Source organism: Anabaena sp. WA102 (assembly GCF_001277295.1).
Lineage (GTDB): Bacteria > Cyanobacteriota > Cyanobacteriia > Cyanobacteriales > Nostocaceae > Dolichospermum > Dolichospermum heterosporum.
On sequence record NZ_CP011456.1, the window covers coordinates 985,427 to 1,012,208 of the forward strand.

General features: G+C 41.1%; 19 protein-coding genes, 1 tRNA gene and 3 rRNA genes. 14 read left to right on the forward strand and 9 right to left on the reverse strand.

Going from position 1 to position 26,782, the window contains the following annotated elements; genetic code table 11:
* Positions 1-188: 188 nt before the first annotated feature.
* A complete protein-coding gene (locus AA650_RS04010; protein WP_039202529.1) occupies positions 189-482 on the forward strand; it encodes a hypothetical protein in 294 nt (97 codons plus the stop codon).
* Between the two features lie 49 nt (positions 483-531).
* Here AA650_RS04010 and acs read toward each other — a convergent pair whose 3' ends face one another.
* Positions 532-2,502, reverse strand: coding sequence for an acetate--CoA ligase (gene acs / locus AA650_RS04015; RefSeq protein ID WP_053538054.1), 1,971 nt, complete (start codon positions 2,500-2,502; stop codon positions 532-534).
* Positions 2,503-2,772: 270 nt separating this feature from the next.
* Here acs and AA650_RS04020 point away from each other — a divergent pair, with 270 nt between their 5' ends.
* The 10 genes from AA650_RS04020 to AA650_RS04065 all read left to right on the forward strand — a co-directional run bounded on the left by AA650_RS04020 (position 2,773) and on the right by AA650_RS04065 (position 14,397).
* Positions 2,773-3,465: a hypothetical protein gene (locus tag AA650_RS04020; RefSeq protein ID WP_027402615.1), complete on the forward strand. Its 693-nt coding sequence runs from the start codon at positions 2,773-2,775 to the stop codon at positions 3,463-3,465.
* A 66-nt stretch (positions 3,466-3,531) separates the two neighbouring features.
* Positions 3,532-3,972, forward strand: coding sequence for a hypothetical protein (locus AA650_RS04025; RefSeq protein ID WP_053538055.1), 441 nt, complete (start codon positions 3,532-3,534; stop codon positions 3,970-3,972).
* A gap of 550 nt (positions 3,973-4,522) precedes the next feature.
* On the forward strand, positions 4,523-4,717 hold the full coding sequence (locus AA650_RS04030) for a heavy-metal-associated domain-containing protein (protein ID WP_053538056.1): 195 nt from the start codon (positions 4,523-4,525) through the stop codon (positions 4,715-4,717).
* A 1,170-nt stretch (positions 4,718-5,887) separates the two neighbouring features.
* The gene (locus tag AA650_RS04035; RefSeq protein WP_053538057.1) at positions 5,888-7,366 is read left to right on the forward strand and encodes a S8 family peptidase; all 1,479 of its coding nucleotides are present in this window, start codon (positions 5,888-5,890) and stop codon (positions 7,364-7,366) included.
* A gap of 444 nt (positions 7,367-7,810) precedes the next feature.
* Positions 7,811-9,297, forward strand: a 16S ribosomal RNA gene (locus AA650_RS04040).
* Between the two features lie 272 nt (positions 9,298-9,569).
* Positions 9,570-12,395 (forward strand): 23S ribosomal RNA (locus AA650_RS04045).
* Between the two features lie 116 nt (positions 12,396-12,511).
* A 5S ribosomal RNA gene (rrf, locus tag AA650_RS04050) occupies positions 12,512-12,629 on the forward strand.
* Together the 16S, 23S and 5S rRNA genes form the textbook arrangement of a ribosomal RNA operon.
* A gap of 123 nt (positions 12,630-12,752) precedes the next feature.
* On the forward strand, positions 12,753-13,229 hold the full coding sequence (locus AA650_RS04055; protein WP_053538058.1) for a GNAT family N-acetyltransferase: 477 nt from the start codon (positions 12,753-12,755) through the stop codon (positions 13,227-13,229).
* A complete protein-coding gene (locus AA650_RS04060) occupies positions 13,226-13,885 on the forward strand; it encodes a ComF family protein (RefSeq protein WP_053538059.1) in 660 nt (219 codons plus the stop codon). The genes AA650_RS04055 and AA650_RS04060 overlap by 4 nt, the downstream gene beginning before the upstream one ends.
* 56 nt (positions 13,886-13,941) lie before the next feature.
* Positions 13,942-14,397: a PPC domain-containing protein gene (locus tag AA650_RS04065; protein WP_027402609.1), complete on the forward strand. Its 456-nt coding sequence runs from the start codon at positions 13,942-13,944 to the stop codon at positions 14,395-14,397.
* Positions 14,398-14,896: 499 nt separating this feature from the next.
* Here AA650_RS04065 and nagZ read toward each other — a convergent pair whose 3' ends face one another.
* Both nagZ and AA650_RS04075 read right to left on the reverse strand, forming a co-directional pair.
* Positions 14,897-15,982: a beta-N-acetylhexosaminidase gene (gene nagZ, locus AA650_RS04070; protein ID WP_053538060.1), complete on the reverse strand. Its 1,086-nt coding sequence runs from the start codon at positions 15,980-15,982 to the stop codon at positions 14,897-14,899.
* Between the two features lie 322 nt (positions 15,983-16,304).
* Positions 16,305-17,522, reverse strand: coding sequence for a septal ring lytic transglycosylase RlpA family protein (locus AA650_RS04075; protein ID WP_053538061.1), 1,218 nt, complete (start codon positions 17,520-17,522; stop codon positions 16,305-16,307).
* Between the two features lie 585 nt (positions 17,523-18,107).
* Here AA650_RS04075 and pds point away from each other — a divergent pair.
* From pds to AA650_RS04090, 3 genes are all read left to right on the forward strand, one after another.
* On the forward strand, positions 18,108-19,547 hold the full coding sequence (gene pds, locus AA650_RS04080; RefSeq protein ID WP_053538062.1) for a 15-cis-phytoene desaturase: 1,440 nt from the start codon (positions 18,108-18,110) through the stop codon (positions 19,545-19,547).
* Positions 19,531-20,463 carry a 15-cis-phytoene synthase CrtB gene (gene crtB / locus AA650_RS04085; protein WP_039201752.1) on the forward strand — a complete coding sequence of 311 codons (933 nt, stop codon included), beginning with the start codon at positions 19,531-19,533 and terminating at the stop codon, positions 20,461-20,463. The genes pds and crtB overlap by 17 nt, the downstream gene beginning before the upstream one ends.
* 260 nt (positions 20,464-20,723) lie before the next feature.
* A tRNA-Ser gene (locus AA650_RS04090) sits at positions 20,724-20,811 on the forward strand.
* Positions 20,812-20,856: 45 nt separating this feature from the next.
* Here AA650_RS04090 and AA650_RS04095 read toward each other — a convergent pair.
* The 6 genes from AA650_RS04095 to AA650_RS04115 form a co-directional block, all read right to left on the reverse strand.
* Positions 20,857-21,825 carry a hypothetical protein gene (locus tag AA650_RS04095; protein ID WP_053538063.1) on the reverse strand — a complete coding sequence of 323 codons (969 nt, stop codon included), beginning with the start codon at positions 21,823-21,825 and terminating at the stop codon, positions 20,857-20,859.
* 10 nt (positions 21,826-21,835) lie between these two features.
* The gene (locus AA650_RS26075; protein WP_035082434.1) at positions 21,836-22,081 is read right to left on the reverse strand and encodes a hypothetical protein; all 246 of its coding nucleotides are present in this window, start codon (positions 22,079-22,081) and stop codon (positions 21,836-21,838) included.
* Positions 22,082-22,707: 626 nt separating this feature from the next.
* Positions 22,708-23,175 carry an Hsp20/alpha crystallin family protein gene (locus tag AA650_RS04100; RefSeq protein ID WP_027402602.1) on the reverse strand — a complete coding sequence of 156 codons (468 nt, stop codon included), beginning with the start codon at positions 23,173-23,175 and terminating at the stop codon, positions 22,708-22,710.
* Between the two features lie 299 nt (positions 23,176-23,474).
* A complete protein-coding gene (locus AA650_RS04105; protein ID WP_053538064.1) occupies positions 23,475-24,233 on the reverse strand; it encodes a thioesterase II family protein in 759 nt (252 codons plus the stop codon).
* 32 nt (positions 24,234-24,265) lie between these two features.
* The gene (dcm, locus tag AA650_RS04110) at positions 24,266-25,750 is read right to left on the reverse strand and encodes a DNA (cytosine-5-)-methyltransferase (protein WP_053538065.1); all 1,485 of its coding nucleotides are present in this window, start codon (positions 25,748-25,750) and stop codon (positions 24,266-24,268) included.
* 23 nt (positions 25,751-25,773) lie between these two features.
* Entirely contained in the window at positions 25,774-26,781 is a 1,008-nt protein-coding gene (locus AA650_RS04115) for an AAA family ATPase (protein ID WP_234413295.1), read from the reverse strand.
* Between the last annotated feature and the right edge of the window lies 1 nt (position 26,782).

Genomic DNA, 26,782 nt, shown 5'->3' on the forward strand with positions numbered 1-26,782 from the left:
ATCTTCTGAAAGTAATTCACACTAATCATTTGATATAATTAATTTTTCAAACTTTCACAGGTTGATTTTAGCAGGTTCACAGGCTAGAAGCCTGTGCCACTTAAACCTCATGCTACTGAAGAACTGTACCTTTATGACCCCAATGGGTTTATGATTAGAATTCGTTGTAATCCTAATTAACTCCAAATATGGAAAAAGTTTTAAAAGTCATTGCAGACGTAATTACTAACCCCCCAATTCCCCATGAACCCCATAAACAATCCTTAAAAAATTGGGCGATGTATTGCTTACGGGATAGAGGTTTTATAGTTGTTTTTGCCCAAAATGCTGACTTTGCAGTGCAGTTTAAAAACGGTGACAAATTCTATTTTAAAGTTACCAATCAAGCTGATGATTTAGCTAATGATATCAACTGGATAGTTTGGGATGGTGTGAATAAAACCACCAGTTTGATTCCTCAATTATCCAGTTATCATCAATAACTGTAGGGTGGGCAAAATTGCCCACCCCATACAGATTTTACACAGTTACTTAATTTTCTTCCCGTAACTTATCCAAAACACCGCGATCCTCCAAAGTTGAAGTATCGCCCGACACCTCCTGACCCGCTACCAGATTCCGCAACAACCGCCGCATAATCTTCCCAGACCGGGTCTTTGGTAAAGCATCAGTAAACCTGATTTCACCAGGACGAGCGATCGCCCCAATCTCATTAACAACGTGCTTCTTCAGTTCCTTACTCAACTCCTCACTGGCTTGATAAGTTCCCTCCAAAGTTACAAAAGCCACAACTTCCTCACCCTTCAATTCATCCGGTTTACCCACCACAGCAGCCTCAGCTACCGCCGGATGAGACACCAGCGCAGATTCTACTTCCATCGTCCCTAAGCGGTGTCCAGAGACATTCAGGACATCATCCACGCGCCCCATTACCCAGAAATAGCCGTCCTCATCCTTTCTGGCACCATCGCCGGCAAAATACGTATAATTACCATCAATGGGCGGAATATGTTCCCAGTAAGTCCGGCGGAAGCGATCAGGATCACCGTACACAGTCCGCATCATTCCCGGCCAAGGATGACGAATTGCTAAATAACCACCTTCGTTATCAGGGACAGTATTTCCTTCTAAATCTACCACATCCGCAATAATACCGGGGAAAGGCAGGGTAGCTGAACCGGGTTTAGTGGCAATTGCCCCAGGTAGAGGTGTAATCATAATCCCACCTGTCTCCGTTTGCCACCAAGTATCCACAATTGGACAGCGTTCACCACCAATGATTTTGTGATACCACATCCAAGCTTCGGGGTTAATGGGTTCACCCACACTTCCCAGTAATCGTAGGGAAGAAAGATTACGTTTGTTAGGATGGTGTTCACCCATTTTGATAAAGGCGCGAATTGCGGTTGGTGCGGTATAAAAAATATTAACGCCGTATTTCTCAATTACATCCCAGAAACATCCAGGATTAGAAGCACGGGGCGCACCTTCATACATGAGAGTAGTTGCACCGTTGGAAAGAGGTCCATAAACAATATAGCTGTGTCCAGTAATCCAACCGACATCGGCAGTACACCAATATACATCTGTATCTTGGAGATCAAAAATCCATTTGGTGGTGATATGGCTGTATAAGTTATAACCACCTGTGGTATGAACTACCCCCTTCGGTTTGCCTGTACTACCGGAAGTGTAGAGAACAAACAGCATATCTTCACTGTCCATTGGTTCTGCGGGACAATCAGCGGAAACGCCTTTTTGTAAATCGTGCCACCAATGGTCACGCCCTGCTGTCATGTGAGTTGTTTGATTTGTGCGCTTGACAACTAGCACATCTGTAATGCTGGGAACTGCATTATTTTCTAAAGCTTTGTCTACCTGTTCTTTGAGGGGGACAATCGCATCCTTGCGCCAACCACCATCGGCTGTGATCACTAACTTAGCTTCGGCATCATTTAAGCGATCGCGCAAAGCTTCAGCACTAAAACCACCAAAAATAACGCTATGAGGTGCGCCAATTCTCGCACAGGCTAACATGGCAATGGCAGCTTCGGGAATCATTGGCATATAAATACCAATGCGATCGCCTTTTTTTGCCCCCAACTGCTTCAACACATTCGCAAACTGGCATACTTCCCGATGCAATTGAGCATAAGTCAGCGTCCGTGAATCTCCCGGTTCACCTTCCCAAATCAACGCCGCCTTATTTTTCCGCCAAGTAGTGAGATGTCTGTCAAGACAGTTGTAAGAAATATTAATCTTACCGTTGACAAACCACTTAGCAAAAGGTGGTTGCCAATCTAGGACGGTATCCCATTTTTGAAACCAATCTAACTCAGTTTCTGCTAATTCTGCCCAAAATTGCTGAGGATCAGCCTTAGCTTGATCATAAAGACGCTGATAATCTGCTAAACTTTTGATTTGGGCGTTTTCTGAAAAATCACTGGTAGGCGGAAATAGCCGCTTTTCCTGTAAAATGGATTCTATAGTTGGTTGAGACATAGTGATGGATGTAAACGATATTGTCACTGAAAACTATTTTTAACGAAGTTGTGCCAAAAAACTTGAGATTTTCATAAAATTGCCTCAAGTGTAAAGATTATTTACTGATATGCTAATCTAGTCCTACTCTAATACGACAATTAACTAATGCTGAATTGTTCAGTACGCCGTAAGATAAAATAATTATAATGTTTTTAACAACCTTATTTACCGATTTAGTAGGATATAAATCCTTAGATGTCATGTTAGTATTTTACAACAGGGTATAGTTTGGAAGCCAAGGAAATTAAAGATAGACTCAATTTATTAATCGAGCAAGCCGCTGAAATAGATCCGAATCTCACGGCAAAACTAAGAGATATCAACCGTTGGATTAAACATATCAAGCTTGGTTCGCTGATATCCAAACCCATCGTTGTCGCTTTTTTATTAGAAGTAATTACGGACTCTAGGGTTTGGTTAGCAATTAAATCTTTACCTTCGGAGGAAGACAAAAGATTACAGTTTGAGCAAATGACCGCCAATGAAAGGTATTGGTACGGTTATCTGTTCCCTAAATGGATTAATGCCACAGACACCAAATTTTATATTTGGAAGAAAAAAATGATGGCGGGGGAGTTTAATCAGGCTGATAGTGATATCATTAAATATATAGCTCAGGATGTTGTTCACCGGGAAGGTGATTTTTGGCGGCGTTATATAGCTGACCTTTCCATGGCGACAGACCTGATTGTTAGCAATCATCAAAATAAACCACTCTGTATTCAAGTTACCAGTGTCAGTGAAGAATTTCATAACACAAAGTATCAAAAGTGGCAAAATTCACTGCAATTGTGGGAAATAGAAAGAGGATTATTCTTGAGTTACAATCCCCAAGATAATGATTTTATCCATCAGTTAGTCAATGTTGCACTGTATAACAGTGATCATCTTGCGGAAGGGAAGTATGTGAATTTTTCCTGATTCCCGAATATTGAAATCGAAATCTGTGTCCTAGCTAACATCATTAATCCGCTGAAAACACCATTTATGGTTAACCAACAACAGACTAATAATAGCGCTCAACTCGAAAACCTAACGGAAGCGTTAGCAGCAGCCCGGAGTATGCAGCAAGATTGGTTAAATTATGGACTAAATTTTGTTCATATTTATGTAGAAGATGTGGAAGGTGATTGGCTAGAAACTTGGGGTGATGATGAAATATCTAATCCTTTATTTGATGGGATTAAAGACTTTTTAGTTAGTGATGATGATGTCGCCATCAAAATAAGAAAGTATGTAGGAGACACATCCTTGTTTGATTTAGCAGTAGATTTAGAAGAATGTTTGAGAATTTCTCGAGACAATGACAAAACATCAGCTGTAAAAGATATATTAGTAAGTAATATTGATCTGAATATTGATGATCTGGAATTATTGGATTTAGCGAATGATTTTGTAGATAAGTGTTGTTGTCGCTTGCCAGATTAAATGGCCACTTGAAAAATTAATGTCCACAAATATATTAAGCCCTAAACCCTTGCTATATAAGGGTTTTGACAAAATAACTGTCCGAGTTTAAAAACTTCACAAATTAGTTGTCCTATCTTGAAAATCTCTATTTCTCCAACCTTGACTTTATACTCAAAACGGCTAGAAGCTGGACTTTTTTATCATACAAAGAACAAGTTCAAAGCCTCTCTTCTCCCCCTGCTTGCCTTCACCCGTCATTTTCGGGTTGACAGACTACTAGCAACGCCCTAGTAGTTCGTCAAATTTATTTTGACGGGTAAATGATCGGAAAAAACTTCTGTTCTTCCCTCCCCTGCCCCCCTGCCTCTCTTCTCCCCCTGCTTGCCTTCACCTGTCATTTTCGGGTTGACAGACTACTAGCTTTGTTAGCACAAACAATCAACGTAACTGTTCTATCTTGACTAATTAATTTAGAAAATTTAGGATATACTATTTTTTCAAGCATAATGCAGTCAGTTAAGACGCATATTTTTGTGACTTCTAATTGAGTTTTCACTCCTTTTTACTTATGACAATTAAACTCACTATTCCTGGAATGGCTTGTTCTGCTTGTGCTAGTAATATAACCAAGGCAGTTATAACCATTGACGCTAATGCTATTGTGGAAGCTGATACTAAAACCAAGTTTGTCAATGTAGAAACTCAAGCTTCAGAATCTGTTATTAGAGAAGCTTTAATTGCTGCTGGTTATCCACCTTCTTAGCAAGATATTCTCAAATTAATAAACATTTCCTAACCACCGTTTAGAGAATGTTTTAAAAGTGGTATCCCGTAATTTCCATCACATTTTTACCCCCCCCCTTGCAAAGGGGGGAAACAATAAAAATCCAGTTCCCTCCCCTTTATAAGGGGATGGTTAGGGAGGGGTAAAATATTTGATACAGCAATCATGACTTTTAAAACACCTTCTCAGATGATTTTGTACATTAACACATCACTCCTGCTATCATAAGGCACAGTTTTTATCCCCAAGCCTGTATGCATTGAAAAACCCACTAAGTAGGTGAACACAATAAAACTAAAGTGTGTAAAGAAAAGTAAAATCGCCCAAAGCTTCTTCACTCTTGCATGATTGTCTTTTGCTTTTTGCCTTCCCATAACGACAATTGTCGATGCTAACCTACTTATTGATTGTCTTTTATCTCCCCAGCTTATTCACAAAGTTGGGGATTTTTGTATTTACAGCACTTCCTGATGTTATCAAGTCCAGTTTTTTATCGCCAAACAAGTAGGGGCGCAGGGTCTGCGCCCTCTATTGTATTTCATGGGATCGGGAATTGTTGTATAACCGATCAGTAGGTGAACACAATAAAACCAAACTGTGTAAAGAAACGTAAAATCGCTGAAAACTTCTTTACTCTTGCCTTGCTATAACGACAATTTTCAACGCCAACCTACTTAATAAATCATTATTTTTCAGAGGGAACAGGGAACGGGCAACAGGGAACAGGAAAAACTCATGTTTAAAAACATGAGATTGAAATAATGGCACTGTTTTTTTCGTGCTACGCATCTTTTAAAAACATCCTTTTTTTGACTGAGCTTTAAACTCAGAACTAAAGTTTCTTATTTGCTCCCTGTTCCCTGTTCCCTGTTCCCTTCTTTTGTAATATCGAAGAATCATGATTTTGTCATGAAATTATATTTTTGCTATGTACAATTAATCGTTATGTCATCAAATATTAATTTATTTTTTTCTGGAATCATTTATTAAATATTAGTTTATTCGTGATTAAAATATCTTTTCGTGTTACCGATTAATAGTAATAATTAAAAAGAAGAAATAACCAACAATTTCAAATTATTGTATTTGCAGATTTTGACAAAATCACCTTGTCAAAAAAATATTGCTATTCTTGAGGCTTAAATACTTATGTCATTTGTTGATATTTATCAAAACATCCCGTCTCGAAAAGAAATCAATTACACTGCTATTTCCCAAACAAATCCCCTTCAAAATCCCACCGACAATAGTATAAGTTGGGGTAATCATAGTAACTCTTCTCAACATAATCTAGAAACAAACTCCCCTATAGCTAGTAATAGCAGCTATAACTCTAACAATGGCTATGGCCTAGTTAACGCCGGATTAGCAGTCAGTAAAGCCGCAGGCGTTAGTCCCTATACAGATGCTCCTAACTTGGGTGGCAATAATTGGGGAGCGGATCTGATCAAAGCTCCCACAGCCTGGAATAATGGATATACAGGACAAGGAACTATTGTTGCCGTACTAGATACAGGCGTAGACTACAACCATCAAGACTTAAAAAATAATATTTGGAGTAACGCCAAAGAAATAACTGGTAATGGAATAGACGATGATGGTAACGGCTATGTTGACGATGTTCAAGGTTGGAACTTTGTAGATAACAACAATAATATTTTAGACAATAATGATCATGGCACTCATGTTGCTGGAACCATAGCCGCAGAAAATAACGGCATTGGTGTTACTGGCATTGCCTATAATTCCAAAATTATGCCAGTCAAAGTCCTAGATGCCAATGGCTCAGGTTCTTACTCGAATATCGCTAAAGGTATTTATTACGCAGTTGATAATGGCGCAAATGTAATTAACCTTAGTCTAGGAGGTAATTCCTCTAACGATACGCTCAAATCAGCCATTGAATATGCCAGCAGCAAAAACGTAATCGTTGTCATGGCAGCAGGTAATAATGGTGATCCAGTACCATCCTATCCCGCCCGCTACGCCTATAATTCAGGAATTGCCGTAGGCGCAGTGGATAAAAATAATAACCTTGCGGATTTTTCCAACCGGTCTGGTCCTCAAGAAATCACCTATGTCACCGCCCCCGGAGTTAATGTTTACTCCACAATACCTAATAATCAATATGCCAGTTACAATGGCACTTCTATGGCAGCCCCTCACATTGCTGGGGTCGTCGCTCTTATGCTTAGTGCTAACCATAACCTAACCGAAAGCCAAGTCCTCCAAATTATTAGAAGCACATCTGCGAATAGCACTAATCCTCCAGAGCCGACAACACCTTCACAGCCAGGACCGAAAATGCCATCTCTTTTCCCCCCTCTAGACTCTTTTTTCCCTTTGCAACTAATTAATATAATTTCACAATTGCCTTTTAAGCTGCAATCTCCAACACGAACCTCTACTCCCTTTCCTCCTATAGTTGTCTCCAAGAGCGAAAATCAGTTGGAGTTGCATTTCGGCAATATAGCAACAGTAACAGTACAGCAGTTTAACTACTACGGTCAAAGTCTGGCACAACCCGTTACCCAATTCACACTAAATTTCTACGACAACACCCCACCAAACAGCAACAGTGAAGATAGTTTTGATAAACAGTATTATAAAGACAGCTATTGGCATTGATCTAAGGGAACACCAAAAAATAAATTACCAATTTTGTGGGATGGGCATCCTGCCCGTCCTTGATGATTAGCAGGCAATTCGTCCCGCACCACGAGAAATTTTTGGGTATTTTTTTAATTGGAAGTCCCTAATCCACTACAAAAAAAAACAATCTGAACCAGTGAAAACAAACGCCACTAGGGAAAAATCCTCTCCCCCTCAACGTTTCCAGCTTTTCAGTCCCTGAAATCACCCTTGCCTAAAAATATTTCTCAACCCCCTTGACAGAAAAAGGAAGGATTGCTATATTAAATAAGTGCCGAGAGAAAGAAACGACTCCCGGACAACTGAACCGAGAAAAAATAATACTTTGAAAGAATAGATTAAACCAATCCTCGTCGTCAAGATAATTGAAAGAGGATTCGAGATTTTAACTAATTTCGGAGCCGACAAACTCGAAAAAACAAAATGGAGAGTTTGATCCTGGCTCAGGATGAACGCTGGCGGTATGCTTAACACATGCAAGTCGAACGGTCTTTTCGGAGATAGTGGCGGACGGGTGAGTAACGCGTAAGAATCTACCTTCAGGTTGGGGACAACCACTGGAAACGGTGGCTAATACCCAATGTGCCGAGAGGTGAAAGGCTTGCTGCCTGAAGAAGAGCTTGCGTCTGATTAGCTAGTTGGTGGGGTAAGAGCCTACCAAGGCGACGATCAGTAGCTGGTCTGAGAGGATGATCAGCCACACTGGGACTGAGACACGGCCCAGACTCCTACGGGAGGCAGCAGTGGGGAATTTTCCGCAATGGGCGAAAGCCTGACGGAGCAATACCGCGTGAGGGAGGAAGGCTCTTGGGTTGTAAACCTCTTTTCTCAGGGAAGAACAAAATGACGGTACCTGAGGAATAAGCATCGGCTAACTCCGTGCCAGCAGCCGCGGTAATACGGAGGATGCAAGCGTTATCCGGAATGATTGGGCGTAAAGGGTCCGCAGGTGGCATTGTAAGTCTGCTGTTAAAGAGTTTGGCTCAACCAAATAAAAGCAGTGGAAACTACAAAGCTAGAGTGTGGTCGGGGCAGAGGGAATTCCTGGTGTAGCGGTGAAATGCGTAGATATCAGGAAGAACACCGGTGGCGAAGGCGCTCTGCTAGGCCAAGACTGACACTGAGGGACGAAAGCTAGGGGAGCGAATGGGATTAGATACCCCAGTAGTCCTAGCCGTAAACGATGGATACTAGGCGTAGCTCGTATCGACCCGAGCTGTGCCGTAGCTAACGCGTTAAGTATCCCGCCTGGGGAGTACGCAGGCAACTGTGAAACTCAAAGGAATTGACGGGGGCCCGCACAAGCGGTGGAGTATGTGGTTTAATTCGATGCAACGCGAAGAACCTTACCAAGGCTTGACATGTCACGAATTCCGTTGAAAGATGGAAGTGCCTTCGGGAGCGTGAACACAGGTGGTGCATGGCTGTCGTCAGCTCGTGTCGTGAGATGTTGGGTTAAGTCCCGCAACGAGCGCAACCCTCGTTTTTAGTTGCCAGCATTAAGTTGGGCACTCTAGAGAGACTGCCGGTGACAAACCGGAGGAAGGTGGGGATGACGTCAAGTCAGCATGCCCCTTACGTCTTGGGCTACACACGTACTACAATGCTACGGACAAAGGGCAGCTACACAGCGATGTGATGCGAATCTCATAAACCGTAGCTCAGTTCAGATCGAAGGCTGCAACTCGCCTTCGTGAAGGAGGAATCGCTAGTAATTGCAGGTCAGCATACTGCAGTGAATTCGTTCCCGGGCCTTGTACACACCGCCCGTCACACCATGGAAGTTGGTCACGCCCGAAGTCGTTACCCCAACCGCAAGGAGGGGGATGCCTAAGGTAGGACTGATGACTGGGGTGAAGTCGTAACAAGGTAGCCGTACCGGAAGGTGTGGCTGGATCACCTCCTTTTAGGGAGACCTAATCCATTTAGAACTTGAAAGCAATGCAAGTTGTGAATAGAAACTAAATTGGTCTAACCTAGGTCGGTCGAGATTGGTAGATATCTTTCAAAGTATTATTCGGCTTAGTTCAAAAATTGAATCAAAGTCAGCACCTAACAACTATGGTTAGACTGCTGGGTTAAATTCCAGCCAGAACCTTGAAAACTGCATAAGAGAAAGAGAAAAAGCAGGCAGACACAGACATTGAGATGGATGTGAAAGCAAACAAGCAGAAAATGTGGTCAAGCTAATAAGGGCTAATGGTGGATACCTAGGCACACAGAGGCGAAGAAGGACGTGGTTACCGACGAAATGTTCCGGGGAGTTGGAAGCAAACTAAGAGCCGGAAATATCCGAATGGGGCAACCCTATGTACTACCTGTTGAATATATAGACAGGAAAGAGCCAACCCAGCGAACTGAAACATCTTAGTAGCTGGAGGAAGAGAAATCAAACTAGAGATTCCCTAAGTAGTGGTGAGCGAAAGGGGAAGAGCCTAAACCAGAGGATTTATCTTCTGGGGTCGTGGGACAGCGATATCGAATCACTTAGGTTAGACGAAACAGCTAAATACTGTACCAGAGGGGGTGAAAGTCCCGTAGTTGAAAACCAAAGGATAGTAGCTGAATCCCGAGTAGCATGGAGCACGAGGAATTCCATGTGAATCAGCGAGGACCACCTCGTAAGGCTAAATACTACTGTGTGACCGATAGTGAACAAGTACCGCGAGGGAAAGGTGAAAAGAACCCCGGAAGGGGAGTGAAATAGAACATGAAACCATAAGCTTACAAGCAGTGGGAGTCCGATTTAACGGATGACCGCGTGCCTGTTGAAGAATGAGCCGGCGACTTATAGGCACTGGTAGGTTAAAGCGAGAATGCTGGAGCCAAAGGGAAACCGAGTCTGAAGAGGGCGAAGATCAGTGTTTATAGACCCGAACCCTGGTGATCTAACCATGTCCAGGATGAAGCTTGGGTAACACCAAGTGGAGGTCCGAACCGACCGATGTTGAAAAATCGGCGGATGAGGTGTGGTTAGGGGTGAAATACCAATCGAACCAGGAGCTAGCTGGTTCTCCCCGAAATGTGTTGAGGCGCAGCGGTTGTGATTAAATCTGGGGGGTAAAGCACTGTTTCGGTGCGGGCTGGGAAACCGGTACCAAATCGAGACAAACTCAGAATACCCAGAGAACACACAGCCAGTGAGACAGTGGGGGATAAGCTTCATTGTCAAGAGGGAAACAGCCCAGACCACCAGCTAAGGTCCCCAAATCATCACTAAGTGATAAAGGAGGTGAGATTGCCTAGACAACTAGGAGGTTTGCCTAGAAGCAGCCACCCTTGAAAGAGTGCGTAATAGCTCACTAGTCAAGCGATCTTGCGCCGAAAATGAACGGGGCTAAGTGATGTACCGAAGCTGTGGGATTACTAATCATAATCGGTAGGGGAGCGTTCCGTCGTAGGTAGAAGCAGTAGCGGCGAGCAGCTGTGGACGAAACGGAAGTGAGAATGTCGGCTTGAGTAGCGCAAATGTATGTGAGAATCATACACCCCGAAACCCTAAGGGTTCCAGAGCCAGGTTCGTCCACTCTGGGTTAGTCGGGACCTAAGGCGAGGCCGAACGGCGTAGTCGATGGACAAAGTGTCAATAGTCACTTACTGTTCTGTGGGAGCATAGACAGGGACGCATGAAAGATAGCCATACCCTGATTGGTTTGGGAGGGGTTTACGAACTCCGAGTGGTGAAGGAAAGTGCCAAGAAAAGCTGTGTATGTGATGAAGATAGAACACCCGTACCCGAAACCGACACAGGTAGGGAGGTTGAGAATACCAAGGGGCGCGAGATAACTCTCTCTAAGGAACTCGGCAAAATGGCCCCGTAACTTCGGAAGAAGGGGTGCCCACCTAAGAAGTGGGTCGCAGTGAAGAGATCCAAGCGACTGTTTACCAAAAACACAGGTCTCCGCCAACTCGCAAGAGGACGTATGGGGGCTGACGCCTGCCCAGTGCCGGAAGGTTAAGGAAGCTGGTCAGCGAAAGTGAAGCTGGCGACCGAAGCCCCGGTGAACGGCGGCCGTAACTATAACGGTCCTAAGGTAGCGAAATTCCTTGTCGGGTAAGTTCCGACCCGCACGAAAGGCGTAACGATTTGGATGGTGTCTCAGAGAGAGACTCGGCGAAATAGGAATGTCTGTGAAGATACGGACTGCCTGCACCTGGACAGAAAGACCCTATGAAGCTTTACTGTAGCCTGGAATTGTGTTCGGGCTTCGCTTGCGCAGGATAGGTGGGAAGCGGTGAGTTATTCCTTTTGGGGAATAAGGAGCTAACGGTGAGATACCACTCTGGCGAAGCTAGAATTCTAACCCACGACCGTAAGCCGGTCGGGGAACAGTTTCAGGTGGGCAGTTTGACTGGGGCGGTCGCCTCCTAAAAGGTAACGGAGGCGCGCAAAGGTTCCCTCAGCACGCTTGGAAACCGTGCGAAGAGTGTAAAGGCAGAAGGGAGCCTGACTGCAAGACCGACAAGTCGAGCAGGTACGAAAGTAGGCCTTAGTGATCCGACGGCGCAGAGTGGAATGGCCGTCGCTCAACGGATAAAAGTTACTCTAGGGATAACAGGCTGATCTCCCCCAAGAGTCCACATCGACGGGGAGGTTTGGCACCTCGATGTCGGCTCATCGCAACCTGGGGCGGAAGTACGTCCCAAGGGTTGGGCTGTTCGCCCATTAAAGCGGTACGTGAGCTGGGTTCAGAACGTCGTGAGACAGTTCGGTCCATATCCGGTGCAGGCGCAAGAGTATTGAGAGGAGTCCTCCTTAGTACGAGAGGACCGGGAGGAACGCACCGCTGGTGTACCAGTTATTGTACCAACAGTAAACGCTGGGTAGCCAAGTGCGGAGAGGATAACCGCTGAAAGCATCTAAGTGGGAAGCCCACCTCAAGATGAGTACTCTCACTACAAAAAGTAGGTAAGGTCACGGGCAGAACACCCGTTAATAGGCTCTAAGTGGAAGTACAGTAATGTATGAAGCTGAGGGGTACTAATAGACCGAGGGCTTGACCTCTATTCAATTTGCTATTGTGATTTCTCTTTCTCGAATGCAGTCTTCAGGGTTATGAACACCCTCAGTTAGAATCTAAAATTATTCTTTAATTCTAAATTCTCAATTCTAAATTCTTTCCTGGTGTCTATGGCGCGGTGGAACCACACTGATCCCTTCCCGAACTCAGAGGTGAAACGCTGCTGCGGCGACGATAGTTTGGGGGTAGCCCCACGTGAAAATAGCTCGATGCCAGGTTTATTATTCAACTAAAAAACCCTTCTCTATGAAACAATGGAGATGGGTTTTTTATCATTTATACAAGCAGTTTTAGTATCGGCTTGAATAAATAATCACAAAAATCATCAATTTCACAGAAAGATGTATTTTTACCAAGATTTTATTATTCGTAGTTGGCAAAAAGATGACCTTACTTTGGCTGCTACAGTTATTAGTTCTATATTATCAGAATACGGTTTACCTTGGCAGCCCGAAGAAGCAGACAAGGATGTATTACAAATAGAAATATATTATTTAGCAACCGGTGGAGAATTTTGGGTAGTTGAACACCAAAGTCAGATTGTCGGAACTGCCGCATATTACCCCATCAATCGTGGGGAAAAAGCTGTAGAAATTAGAAAAATGTATCTGTTACCAAGAGTGCGCGGTTTAGGATTAGGAAAATATTTATTACAACAATTGGAAATAGCTATTGCTTTGCGGGGATTTGAGCAAATTTGGATTGAAACTGCCAGTATTTTAACTGAAGCTGTTAAACTTTATGAAAGTAATGGTTATCTACCAACAACAGGTGTAGAAACCAGTAGATGCGATCGCGTTTATGTAAAATATCTATGATCAAGATATTTCAAAATTTACTTAATCTTTTTCTTAAATCTTCTTGTCCGTTGTGTCAACGTTCTACGCAGAAGGAACTTTGTCCATATTGTATTCAGCAAATCCAAAGTTGTCATAAGCAAAATCCCGCCTATTTATGGAAGCAACCATTACCCATATTTGTGTGGGGAAATTATGGTGGTGCTGTTAAAAGGGCGATCGCTGCCCTAAAATATGAAAATCAACCACAAATTGGTTATGTTTTAGGAGAATGGTTAGGGGAATCATGGTTATTACATTCACCTCAACCACAACAACAGGTTTTAGTTGTTCCTATTCCTATGCACCCCAAAAAACAAAAACAACGCGGTTTTAATCAAGCTGCATTAATAGCGGCAGGTTTTTGTAATGTGACGGGATACAAATTGAAAGTCCATGCTTTAGAACGCATTAAGGAAACTGAAGCCCTATTTAATTTGTCCCCAGTCCAAAGACAAGAGAACTTAGCAGATGCTTTTGTCCTTGGTAAAGATTTGCGTCGTCGTCCCCATATACCAATATTATTAGTAGATGATATTTATACTACTGGTGCCACTGTTAAAGCTGCTGTCAAGACATTTGAACAACATCAAATTACAGTCTTGGGTGTGGCTGCTGTTGCCACGACAAATAAATAAAAATCAAGCTATATTAGATTAGTTACCCGATATTTGAGGGAACAGTATTTTTATTTATGAAAAAGATTTTTGCAGTAGGTTTAAGGCAAATTTTAATTATTCCTATCACATTACTAACAATGGGAATATGGATCAAAACAGCCTCAGCACAAAATAAGTTATATAGCCCTATTCCATTAACTAATTTGACGGAAATTTCTGATACCCTATCAAACAAAGATATTCCCACAGGTCAAGGAGGATTTGCTCGTGATTATTCAATTAAATTAAATCAGGGTGATAATTTATCTATTGATTTGTCATCGGAAAACTTTGACAGTATGATTACACTATTAGCCCCTAATGGTTCAACAGCAGGAGAAAATGATGATGCTCCTGATGGTACAAGTAATTCTCTATTATTTACCCGCATTACAGAATCAGGAACTTACATTGTGCGGGTTCGCTCTTTTGGAGAAACTGGGGTAGGTAAATTTAAACTCAAGGTCACAAAACTGCAACCAGTTAAGTAGATAGGGAGTAGAATGTGAACCACCACTTGTATATACATTTAACCCCCCTCTAAGTTGAAACCTATAGTTTTTCTATGGCGAAAACCCAAGTTTTCAAGATGGATGGGGTATAGTTTAATTATACTCAAAACGGCTATAAGCTGGACTTTTTTATCATACAAAGAACAAGTTCAAAGCCTCTCCAATTATAAAAGCTGCTCCTTTTCCCTCCCTTGTAGGGGAGGGTCAGGGAGGGGTGCGGGGAGAGGTTTGGAGAGGGGTTTCATATTTGGTTAAACTATGAACCGTTTTCAGTATAATTGGAGCTTTAGGTAAAACCCATAACCCGCCTGGGAATGAATTCCCAGTCTCATAGCAGAAGTCATCTGAAGATGACTAAATAACCTAGAAATTTTTGAGTAAACTAAAGTTTACTTTGGTTATTAGCCCTGAAATTCATGGGTGGGTGTGGAAGCCAACAAATAAGCCATCTGTAGGTTAAGTTGACACCAATATTCCCTTACAAACAACAACTAATAGCCAATTCCGCATTTTTCAGCAGCGTCTCCTTATCAAGGGTTGAAACTGGATATTGAGGAGTTACCTGTAATAACTTTTCCACCCTCTCCCGCGCAGCTTCCACCACTCCTACATCCAAAGTACCATTATTCAAACTAGCAGAGAAATCTTCAGCTATTTTATATGTTCGTTCTAAAGAAGAGGAATTGATATTTCGAGAAACTATAAATAAATCACAACCAGCATGAAAAGCCCGCGCAATCGTTCCTGATTGCATAAACATCTCAGATACAGCTTTCATATCTAAATCATCAGAAACTATCACACCTTGGAAATCTAACTCTTCTCGTAAAATATCATTCAAAATGATTTTAGATAAAGTTGCTGGTACTTCTGGATCAATCTGTGGAAACAAAATATGCGCCGTCATAATTAACGGAATTTGTGACTGAATTAATGTTTGAAAAGGTATCAATTCCCGATTTCGCAAATCTTCCCGACTCAAATTTAAGATTGGTAATTCCAAATGGGAATCTGTGCTAGTGTCTCCGTGTCCAGGAAAGTGTTTAGCAGCACCTAAAATCCCTTCTTCCCGTAATCCTCGGTAATATTCTCCCACGGCTTCACTAGTGGTTTCTGGTGTAATTCCAAACGCACGAGCGCCAATAATCGGGTTTTGGGGATTAGAGAAAATATCGGCAACTGGGGACCAGGAAAGATTAATTCCCAGAGATTTTAATTCTAGTGCTGTGGCTTTGGCAACTTCATAAGCATGGGACTGCAATAAATAAGCTTGAGGAAAGCGGGTAATTGGTAAAGGTGTCCGCACAACCCGCCCACCTTCATGATCTAAAGTAGTAAATATGAAGTCACGCTCAGTATATTGGCGAACTTCATCAATGAGGTTTTTAAACTGTTCTAACCAAACTGGATATTTTACACCGTCAAGAAAGTTTTTGGCAAAAAAGATGACACCAATGGGTTTTAGTTCATTTAACGCCCGTTTATCATCATCATTTAAACTTGTCCCGGAAATACCCAGAATTAGATGATTACCAAAGCTTTGTGATAGTTGGGATATTGACATAATTAGTTTGATATCAATAAAGGATAAAGCCTTTTCTACTTTATCCTTCCAGCAGGGTTATTTCATTCTAGATTTAAGCAACAAATTTAGGTATTTTCAGCCGTCTTGAGATAGAATCCCTGAAGCCTAAAATGACGCATTCTCGTGAATACATAAAATGTCAAATTTTAGAATGAAACAGCCCTGATCCTGCCACTAAGGGACTTCCAATTAAAAAAATACCCAAAAATTTCTTGTGGTGCGGGAGGAATTGCCTGCTAATCATCAAGGACGGGCAGGATGCCCATCCCACAAAATTGGGTAATTTATTTTTTGGTGTTCCCTAAAAATTGGAAACTAATAACTCGCTTTTAGCATTAGCCATATTTTCAGTTTTTGGTTGAGATGGTTTCAACGTCATTGTTGGGAAATTTTGTTGTAAAATCACAGCCTGATAAGCTACGACTCCAGTATGTTCACTACCGAGACAACGAGCCGCTGTTCGAGATAAATCCAGGCTTCTGGGTAAAATATACGGACCACGATCATTAACGCGGACAATCACGGATTTATTGTTTTCTAAATTGGTGACTTTTAAGAAGGTATTAAAAGGTAGAGTCCGATGGGCAACAGTAAAATCATCTTGATCATATATCTCACCATTTGCGGTTAAGCGACCGTGAAAATAGCCACCATACCAAGAAGCTATACCAGAAAGTTTTGTGGTTGAGGACTGTAATCCATACATTTCCATTTGTCCTTGTACCAATGTCAGTGGTTTGGTATGGAGTGCTATTCGCAAATTATTAGTCCATTCCATTGCCAAAATATCACCGCTGCGACCAATTTGCTGAGAGAGTTTTTGATCTATTGCAAATAGTAACCGATTACCTACCATCATGGAAGGAGTTTTATCTACTAAGCCTGGTTGTAATTGTGTAGGTTGTACAGCAGGCATTTTTGTTAATTGCTGCAAGCGTTTTTGTAATGCTTTGGCTGTAATTCGATCAGGTAGTCTGGCAACAAAACTGTTATTAACCCATACTTCATAACTGGATGGATTCCGCTTAACAATCAATACTGGTGAGTAATCATAACTTCCATTTGGATCGACTGGATTGCGGATGACATTAAAGAAACTTTGGAGCGATCGCACAACAGTAGAAGATGATAAATCTACCTTGGGAATACTAACTTGTGTAACTATTGGTAAAAAGTTAGTAGCATTTTTCAAGTGAGGTTGTGCAGCTATATTTTCTGGCACAGAGGAACAAAATCGCGTTTCTTTTGGCTTCAAGGTTATTGAAGGTACAGCGATAGACTTATTTCTGTAGGATGATAATTGCCTATTTATCCAGTCAAATGTGAAAGCAGTTTTTGATATTAAGGTTTTTTGCCAAGCATTTTTATGTTGTTGAGCGATCGTCAGAAATTGGGGTTGCGGCTTAATTAAGTTGGCTGGAAGTTGGATTGGAGAAAATGCAGCTATTAAACCCAGTGGTAAATTTGCTGTCAACGCCAAAGCCCCACCTGTAAAGGATCTCACCCATAGTATTCCCATTGATATCATAGTTTAGTTATTCTCCAGATAGATGCACAATTCCTAGAGAAATAATCTCCAGGTTGAATAGAAAAAAGTTCTATTAAACAAAGAACAAATTTTTTTTGGAATTACATAATTTCTATGCGTTTTCAGATTTAATTATGATTAAACTGTCCGGGATCATCATATACCGTAATGGAGATTTAAATAAATAAAAGTTTTAAATCTAGTTTTGAAGTATTACTAATATTTCGATTATTTTTGCTTATGAATACAATTTTTATTTGCTACTTACTTTACTGTTAGACATACGTTTTTCACGTATAAACACTGAGTAAGGAAGCCATTTTTTGTATTGATGATAGGCAGTTAAGCAAAAATATACACTAATTCAAAATGAGTCCTAAACTACACTAAATATTTATCACAGAAAAAATTTCGGGTTTATTCCTGGAGCGAAGATTAAGGTAAATTACATAGTCGGGGGGAAATTTGGGGAATTTTTTGGGAAGCAATCAGACCTACCGTGCCAAATGTAAAGGATTGCAACGTATAATGAGAACGACAAAACAGTTAAGAAATATTGAAGAATAGTAGGTTTAAATGCGCGTAGCAATCGCGGGAGCGGGTCTAGCAGGACTTTCCTGTGCAAAATATCTTACCGATCTAGGTCACACACCTATCGTTTTGGAACGCCGAGACGTAGTAGGAGGAAAAGTGGCTGCGTGGAAAGATGCTGATGGTGACTGGTACGAAACAGGACTGCACATTTTTTTTGGGGCTTATCCCAATATGTTGCAGTTATTCAAAGAATTGAACATTGAAGATCGATTGCAGTGGAAAGAACACACAATGATCTTCAATCAGCCTGAAGCTCCGGGGACTTATAGCCGATTCGATTTTCCAGATTTGCCAGCACCTATCAATGGTATGGTGGCAATTCTGAGAAACAACGATATGCTGACCTGGCCGGAGAAAATCAGTTTTGGGATTGGTTTACTACCTGCCATTCTCCAGGGGCAAAAGTATGTCGAAGAAATGGACAAATATTCTTTCCGGGAGTGGTTACAAAAACAAAACGTTCCCCCCAGAGTAGAAAAAGAAGTATTCATTGCTATGTCTAAAGCCTTGAACTTCATTGATCCAGACGAAATTTCCGCCACCGTCCTCTTAACGGCATTGAATCGCTTTCTCCAAGAGAAAACCGGCTCAAAAATGGCTTTCCTGGACGGTTCACCCACAGAAAGGTTGTGTCAGCCAATCATTGACCACATCACTGAACGCGGTGGCGAGGTGCGCCTGAATGCGCCATTGAAAGAGATTTTACTCAATGAGGATGGAACTGTAAAAGGATTCCTGCTGCGGGGCTTAAACGGGGCAGAAGATGAAATATTTACAGCGGATACCTATGTATCTGCTCTGCCAGTTGATCCTTTAAAGCCGATTTTGCCAAGTTCTTGGAAAGCAATGGAGTTTTTCCAAAAATTGGAGGGTTTGGAAGGTGTACCAGTGATTAATGTTCATATCTGGTTTGATCGCAAATTAACAGATATTGATCATCTGCTATTTTCCCGTTCTCCACTCCTCAGCGTTTATGCTGATATGAGTAATACTTGCCGTGAATATGCCAATCCTGACCGTTCCATGTTGGAATTGGTTCTAGCGCCAGCCAAAGAGTGGATATCTAAATCCGATGCAGAAATCGTTGCTGCAACTATTACTGAGTTAGAAAAACTTTTTCCCCAGCACTTTGGGGGAGATAATCCGACTAAAATACTGAAATATCATGTGGTGAAAACACCGCGTTCAGTTTACAAAGCTACTCCAGGTCGCCAACAGTACCGCCCTTCACAGCAAACCCCCATTTCTAACTTCTATCTGACTGGGGATTATACAATGCAACGCTATCTCGCCAGTATGGAAGGGGCTGTACTTTCTGGTAAACTAACAGCGCAGGCGATATTTCAAGCGCTGACGGTAGCAAATTCCTCTAACCTGCAAACGCCAACACGACCGCCCGCCACGAATGCTGCAACTGCCTGATTCCCCCCCGCGCATGAAAACGCTGGTCTCTCTAGATGAGTCATATACCCTTTGCCGGGAACTCACGGCTAAGTACGCTAAAACTTTTTATTTAGGTACAATGCTGATGAGTCCGGCCAAGCGTCAATCTGTCTGGGCAATTTATGCCTGGTGTCGCCGTACAGATGAGTTAGTGGATGGTCCGGCATCTGCTATCACCACCCCAGAAACCCTAGAACTATGGGAAAATCAACTGGAATCCATTTTTGCGGGATGCCCATTGGATAATTATGATGTAGCGTTAGTAGATACCCTCCAACGCTTTCCGCTAGACATTCAACCCTTTCGGGATATGATCGCCGGTCAGCGGATGGACTTGTATCGCAGTCGCTATGCAACTTTTGAGGACTTATACCTCTACTGCTACCGAGTAGCGGGAACTGTGGGTTTGATGTCAACGACGATTATGGGGATAGATAATAGTATCTACACAGCCCCTTGGCATCAAAACCAACAGCCCTATCTTCCTATAGAAGAGGCGATCGCCTTGGGGATTGCTAATCAACTTACCAATATTCTCCGTGATGTTGGTGAAGATGCCCGTCGAGGCAGAATCTATCTTCCCCTAGAAGATTTAGCCAAATTTAATTACACCGAGGAAGAATGTATTCGCGGCGTAGTGGATGACCGCTGGCGTTCACTCATGCGGTTTCAAATTGACCGCGCCCGTAAATTTTACATCCAAGCAGATAAGGGTATTAGTTACCTGGCTGCTGATGCTCGGTGGCCTGTTTGGTCTGCATCTATGCTATATGAGCAGATTTTAGAGGTGATTGAGCGCAATGATTATGATGTGTTCAGTCAGCGAGCTTATGTTCCCCAATGGAAAAAGTTACGCACCTTGCCAGCAGCTTGGATGCGATCGCAAGTTTTATAGATTGGTCATTGGTCAGGCAATTTTGGATTGACGATTTTGGATTTTGGATTGACTCCACCCTAAAGTGTAGAAGCTCGAAAATCTTGGGTTTGGGATTTATGATTTTTCCGTTAGTAGAGGACTAAGTCCTGTACCAACTTTTTTTAATCTAAAATCTAAAATCTAAAATCTAAAATTCCCGGTCATTGGTCATTGAATTTATTTGGAAAATGACTATTGACAGACTCAAAAACTTCTGCTACGATTATTACTCATGAACTGGAGAGGTGGCTGAGTGGTCGAAAGCGGCAGATTGCTAATCTGTTAAGGGATTATATCCCTTCGGGGGTTCGAATCCCCCCCTCTCCATTTTTAATCAGGTGCGTTCACAAGTTGTAACGCACCTTTTTTGTGTTATTTTTTGGCGATCATATTCATATCCCAAGTATATAGACCGATTTGGTGAGGAACTCTGACAAATCGGCCTGTGCGATGACCCCTAGATAGTTCATTGAGAACCTTATTTTTAACCTCTCTGACTTCCTCTGGGTCTAGATGTCCATAAATGCCATTGACTATCTCATTCACATTGAAAATTCGTCCCGCATTTTGTTCTAGAAATAAGGTCAGAGCATCAATTAAAAATTGACCATCAAATTGTGCCAACATCGGTACTACTTTCGTTTGGGGTCTGAGGAAATGTTTGTTGGTTTTGGTGGATTTGATCCCCTTAGATATTCCCCTACCTTGAATTGGACCTAGTGAGTTTAGATCTAGGGTATAACAGCCCGGTTCATTGGGAATCGCTGACCAATAACCACTTTCCCTCCCTTGGGTCAGAGATGATTGGACTCTACCTTTAACGACTTTGAAAATAGTAGACTCTAAATCACCATAGAGCGATCGCACGATAAAATCTATGTGACAGACAGTTCCCACATATTCTCCCAATAGCTTTTTGAGTGCTTCCATGCGAGTCATATTTTCATAGTGAGAGAGCATGGGAACATCTTCCCCCTTACCAACATAGTGACGACGCTGATAGGAAAGATTGTTTGAGTCTTTAACTTCAGAGAGGGAATGGTCGACCTTGAAAGGGTCTGATTTAGGAATTTCTGACTCTAGAGGCTGCAAATATTCCAGATTGGAACTGTGATTGGAAGACAACAACAATAATGAATCTTCTTCGTCAGCCTCAACTTGTTCGTTGTCATCAGTATAAGACCATGTAGATAACAAGGATTCTACATTATCTAATTGCGATCGCGCCTCTATGAATAGACGTTGGTACTTTTGGGCGAGACTCCCATAGTAATCTCGTAATTCCAACAATGGCGCAATAAATACTTCGGGTGGTGCTTGTAATTGTCCTGGAGAATTCATAGCAATTCACTCAACCTAAATCTATATTGCTGGTGTAAGTCATGGCTCTAGGTTTGCTTGGTGTAGATACCTGGAGTGATTTTTTAGGAGGTTGGGGAGGACGACAACTTTCACAATATAAAGGGCGAGTTCCGAAAGTTTCCCGCTTTGTAGCCTGATTACATTCTTTACAAACAAAGTGGAAAACTCGTGTATGAATCAGTCTTTTGTGCGCTCGGACAGTATATTCTCTAACATCAATTACTTTGGTTGCCATAATTAATAATTGCCAATCTCAATCCTCTTTATATAGCTATTCAAGCAAATGAAACTGTATCAGTGTGTGTTTTTGTAGAAGTTTTCTCAAAAATCGAAACCCCCTATCTAGGTCAAAGATACAAACTGCTATTTCCGATATATTAACAGCGACTGAGATATATTTGCTCATATCTTACATAAAAGTAAGAAAAGGATATAGGCTAGATTTTTGTCCCCATAACTCGTAAATATAAAAATGCCTTTTATCATCTATCTTGAGAATTAACTATGTAATTAGAAACATATTTTTAGAATATAAACCATTAATCATGAATTATTATCCCTCCCACTTGCCACAAAAAAATGAAGGATGAAGTGATTGCAAATGACAGAGCGGGGAACTAGTGAAGCAGCGCGGTCTTGGGGGTTTCCCCCATGAGCGACTGCTGAACCCCGAAGGGGCTACGCCTTCCGAGGTGTCGTGACTCAAATAACGGCTACCCCAAGAGACTTGCTCTGAACGAAGTCGAAGGGCAAGTCTCTTAGGGTGGTCTGGTCAGTACGGCTTGCTTGATTACTCTTGCAAGCCCAGTCCCTTTAGGGCTGGGTTACTGACCCTTACTACTTCATTTCAACCAAAAGCCATTAGCCGAGACTAACTTTTACAGCCCTGTGTTTTTCTGATTCGGCTTTAGGAATGGTCAAATGGAGAATTCCATTCTTATATTCTGCTACGACCTTCTCATTATCCACGACCGCAGGCAAGGCGATTATCCGTTGGAACTTGCCATAACGAAACTCTGAGCGAGTCATGCCTTCCGCTTCTGTTGTTGTTTCCGATTTGCGCTCGCCGCTAATAGAAACCGACTCAGGAGTGACCTCAACATTAAGATCCTTCGCATCCAAGCCTGGTATTTCGACTTTCAACTTCAAATCACTATCGGTTTCCGCAATTTCGGCAGGAGGAATAAAAGTCAATCCTATTTTTTCCCCTCCGTCGGGTGGTAATAATTGCTCAAACAAACGATCCATTTGCTGACGGATAATACCCATTTCAGGGAATGGTTCCCAGCGTTCTATTTCCCGTAAAGGATTCCAACGTACAAGTGTCATATCTATCTCCTCAAAAATTCACTATTGGACTTTCTGATTTGGTGAGACTGAATCTTAAGCTTCTGACTTGGTAAACAATAATACTACTGGTAAAACTTCTAACCTTTAACTTCTTGAAGCTTAATCTTTAGCTTCCCAATTAAATAGTAGCACCAGAAAATCAATTGATTACAGTTCGGTTTTATAGATATGATCGTCGTGATAACCGTACTATATAAATCCTCAATTATTTTGAATAGTATAGATTCGGTAATGATTCCCCCATCACTAGGTATATTTTTCATGTTTTAGAAGATAAATTAGAAATAGGATTGGAGGGATTGAATTAGATGGTTAAGTAAAGTAGTCTTAGCAGTGTTGATAAAAAAATGATCACCATCTATCATTTGTAATAAAAAAGGGGCGACAGTTTGTTTTTCCCATGCAGCAATGGCAGTATAACTAACTCTTGGGTCTTGTAAACCACCGAAAGCAGTAATAGGACAATCTAAAGGAGGTTGGGGAGTATAAATATAGGATTCCAAAACTGTAAAATCAGCGCGGATAATCGGTAAAAATATCTGCATCAAGTCGGCATTGTTTAGCACTTCTTGGGGAGTTCCATTCAATTGGGATATTTTGGCTAAAAAATCGGTATCTGGTAATTGAGAAATTGGCGGTTTTTCAGCAGATAATTGTGGGGCTTGATGAGCAGCAACAAAAAGATGTAAAGGGTGAAAATTATATTCAGAGCGCAGTAGCCTAATTAACTCAAAACTAATTAATGCACCCATACTGTAACCGATGAAAGCATAGGGTTTATCTAGATAGGGGATGATATTGGTAGCTATTGCTGGAACTAGAGGTTGAATTTTTGTGTATGGAGGTGATTTGATTTGTTTGCCTCTTCCGGGGATTTCTATGGGGCATAATTCAATAGTTGCTGGTAAATCATCAGCCCATGTCCGAAAAATCGTAGCACTACCACCGGCATAAGCAAAGCAAAATAGGCGTACTTTGGCATGGGGATTGGGTTGAGGGCAAGTTATCCAATTTGTGAAGGTAGTTTCAGTGAACATGATGGGGTTTTTATGGGGTTGCTTGACTTATCTTAATTTTCAAAGACACCAGTTTCAACAATAGCTTTGCACAATTTATCAATTACGGGAACTGAAACACTATTTCCAATTAGTTTCATCCATCTTGGTCTTGACCCTGGTAATTTAAAATCTTCAGGAAATCCCTGTATTAAACAAGCCTCGCGTTTAGTAATTTTTCTAAACTCTCTTGATTCATAAACTCCTTTTATGAATTTGTTTTTGAAATCATGATGATTTAGTGCTTCAATTGTCTTTAAAGTGATAAAATCATTTGTGTCGCTGGCAACTAGAGTTGGGAAAATGTCAGAACTTGGTAAAAAGATCCGACTTACACCAAATAATCCTGTGCTTATTTTCGTGTTTTTAAAATCATAGCGAATTTCGGTACACTCAATAATATCTTTTTGTTTGAGAGACTCTATTATTTTTTTAATTGACATCTTTTCTAATTTAAACACTTTCTGACTTTTTAAGCTGTCAATTATTATTTCTGTATTATTGGTAAATGAAAGTAGAATCTCTTCATCCTTTGTCAAGTCTTGAATATTATCCTGTTTAAGAATAAAACGATATTCTTCTGATTTGAAAATTTCCAATTGTACCAGTTCATCAATTTCTGCTTGTGTAATTGATGAATCTAGGTTTTGAAAATGTTCTAATGATAAAGGGTTTCCGTCTAATGCACCATAATTACTTTTGCGTCTGTTTTTAAGTAATAATAAACAAATATCTTTCTGTCGTTGAGTGGTTTCAATAATGTCCCAGGAATGTATTGTTGTATGACCATTTCTCAAGTCATTAAATAAAAAGTAATCATTGAATCCGTTGGTATTGGAAAGACTCATACTTTTAGATTCAATAATATTACCAAATATGTCTCTCTGAATAATCAGATTATCTATTGGTTGTGGTGGTATAATACCTAATATATTACCAAGTTTTAGTTTTTTATCTGTTGGTTTTGGTAAGTTGAATTTTTGGAAATAGTCTTTTTCCTGAAATCCAATTATATATATGCGAATCCTATTTTGTGGCAAACCATAATCAAAGGAGTTAATAACAAAATATTTGGCATGATATCCGGCTTGTTCAATTCTCTCTAAAATATAAGATAAAGCCTTTTTATTACGAGGATCAACTAATCCTTTGACATTTTCAAAAATAAATGCTTTTGGTTTGGATTGTTGAAGTAAATAAATTGTATCGTTCCATAACTGACCTCTATCATCATCAAAACCTAGATTTTTACCTGCAATTGACCAGCTTTGACAAGGAACTCCAGCAGTTAATAAATCGTGAGGTGGTAATTCTTTAATTTTGGTAATATCTCCTAAGTTACAACTAGGTTCAATTTGAAAGTTTTCACAATACGTATTGATTGCATCTTGATTTATTTCACTAAAACCTAGACAATGACCACCATTCTTGCTTAATGCCATTTTAAATCCACCAATTCCAGCAAAAAGGTCAACAAAAGTAAATCGTATATTCTGCATTTTACATCTCTTATTTATATAAATTATTTTAAACCCCCTTCTTCAAAATCTTTAGGAGGTTCAATTCCTAAAAATTCTCGATAGATTCTTTCTTTGTTGACTACTAAACTTCCTTCGGTAGCCGATAGCATAATTGCTGCGATCGCTAACACTCGTAATGTACCATCTGATAATAATGCAGCGTCACAATAGCGAGGTTGATCACCAAAAGTTTCTCTTAGTCGCACCATAACTTCATCCCTGGGACCAGTCAGGAAATTTAGTCCATCTATAGCCTGTTCTGGTAAACTCTGGATGAAATTGAGAATTATCTGTTCATTTTCAGGCTGGTTTTCCCATAAACGATATAAAACGCTAGAAAGATTTTTACCATCTTCATATAATCTTTTATCAGACTTAAAGCTATATTCACGCATCCTGGCAGGAACAGGATCTAAAAATAAGATATTATTTAAAACTCGTTGATATTCGCGGGCAATCTCAGGAATTATCTTTTGGGACTTTTCATATTTGATATCAAAACGCGCAGGGCTATCTAATTGCACGAATATAGCCATTTGATCACTACAAGTTATTCTTGGCTTGTTTTGACCCCTTGTAAAGTTGTTATAGGCCACACTAACATCAGTATTTATTCCCTGAGAAGGTTGATCTAATTCATACAAGGAAACTGTATTGATTGAGTCAGTAATTCGTTCACTACTGATGTGTAGTTCCCCATCACGCACGTTCAGAGTTATATTTAATTCATTCCATTCAGGTAAATCTAATCGGCAACCGATGGTAAAACTTGACTGCCCATGATAGCATAAATCATTTACTCTACCACGCACCACTGCCTCGGCACTATTCACAGCATATTGAATACTAGAAAGTTTTTGCCCTTGTGCAAGCCATGACAAAAATCGCAAACCTTCCAAAGCGTTACTTTTACCTGCGGCGTTTGCACCTATTAAAACAGTCAAAGACCCCAAAGGTAAGTGGCCTGTGCTGTAACTTTTAAAATTAGCGAGGGTAAATTCGATTAGCATG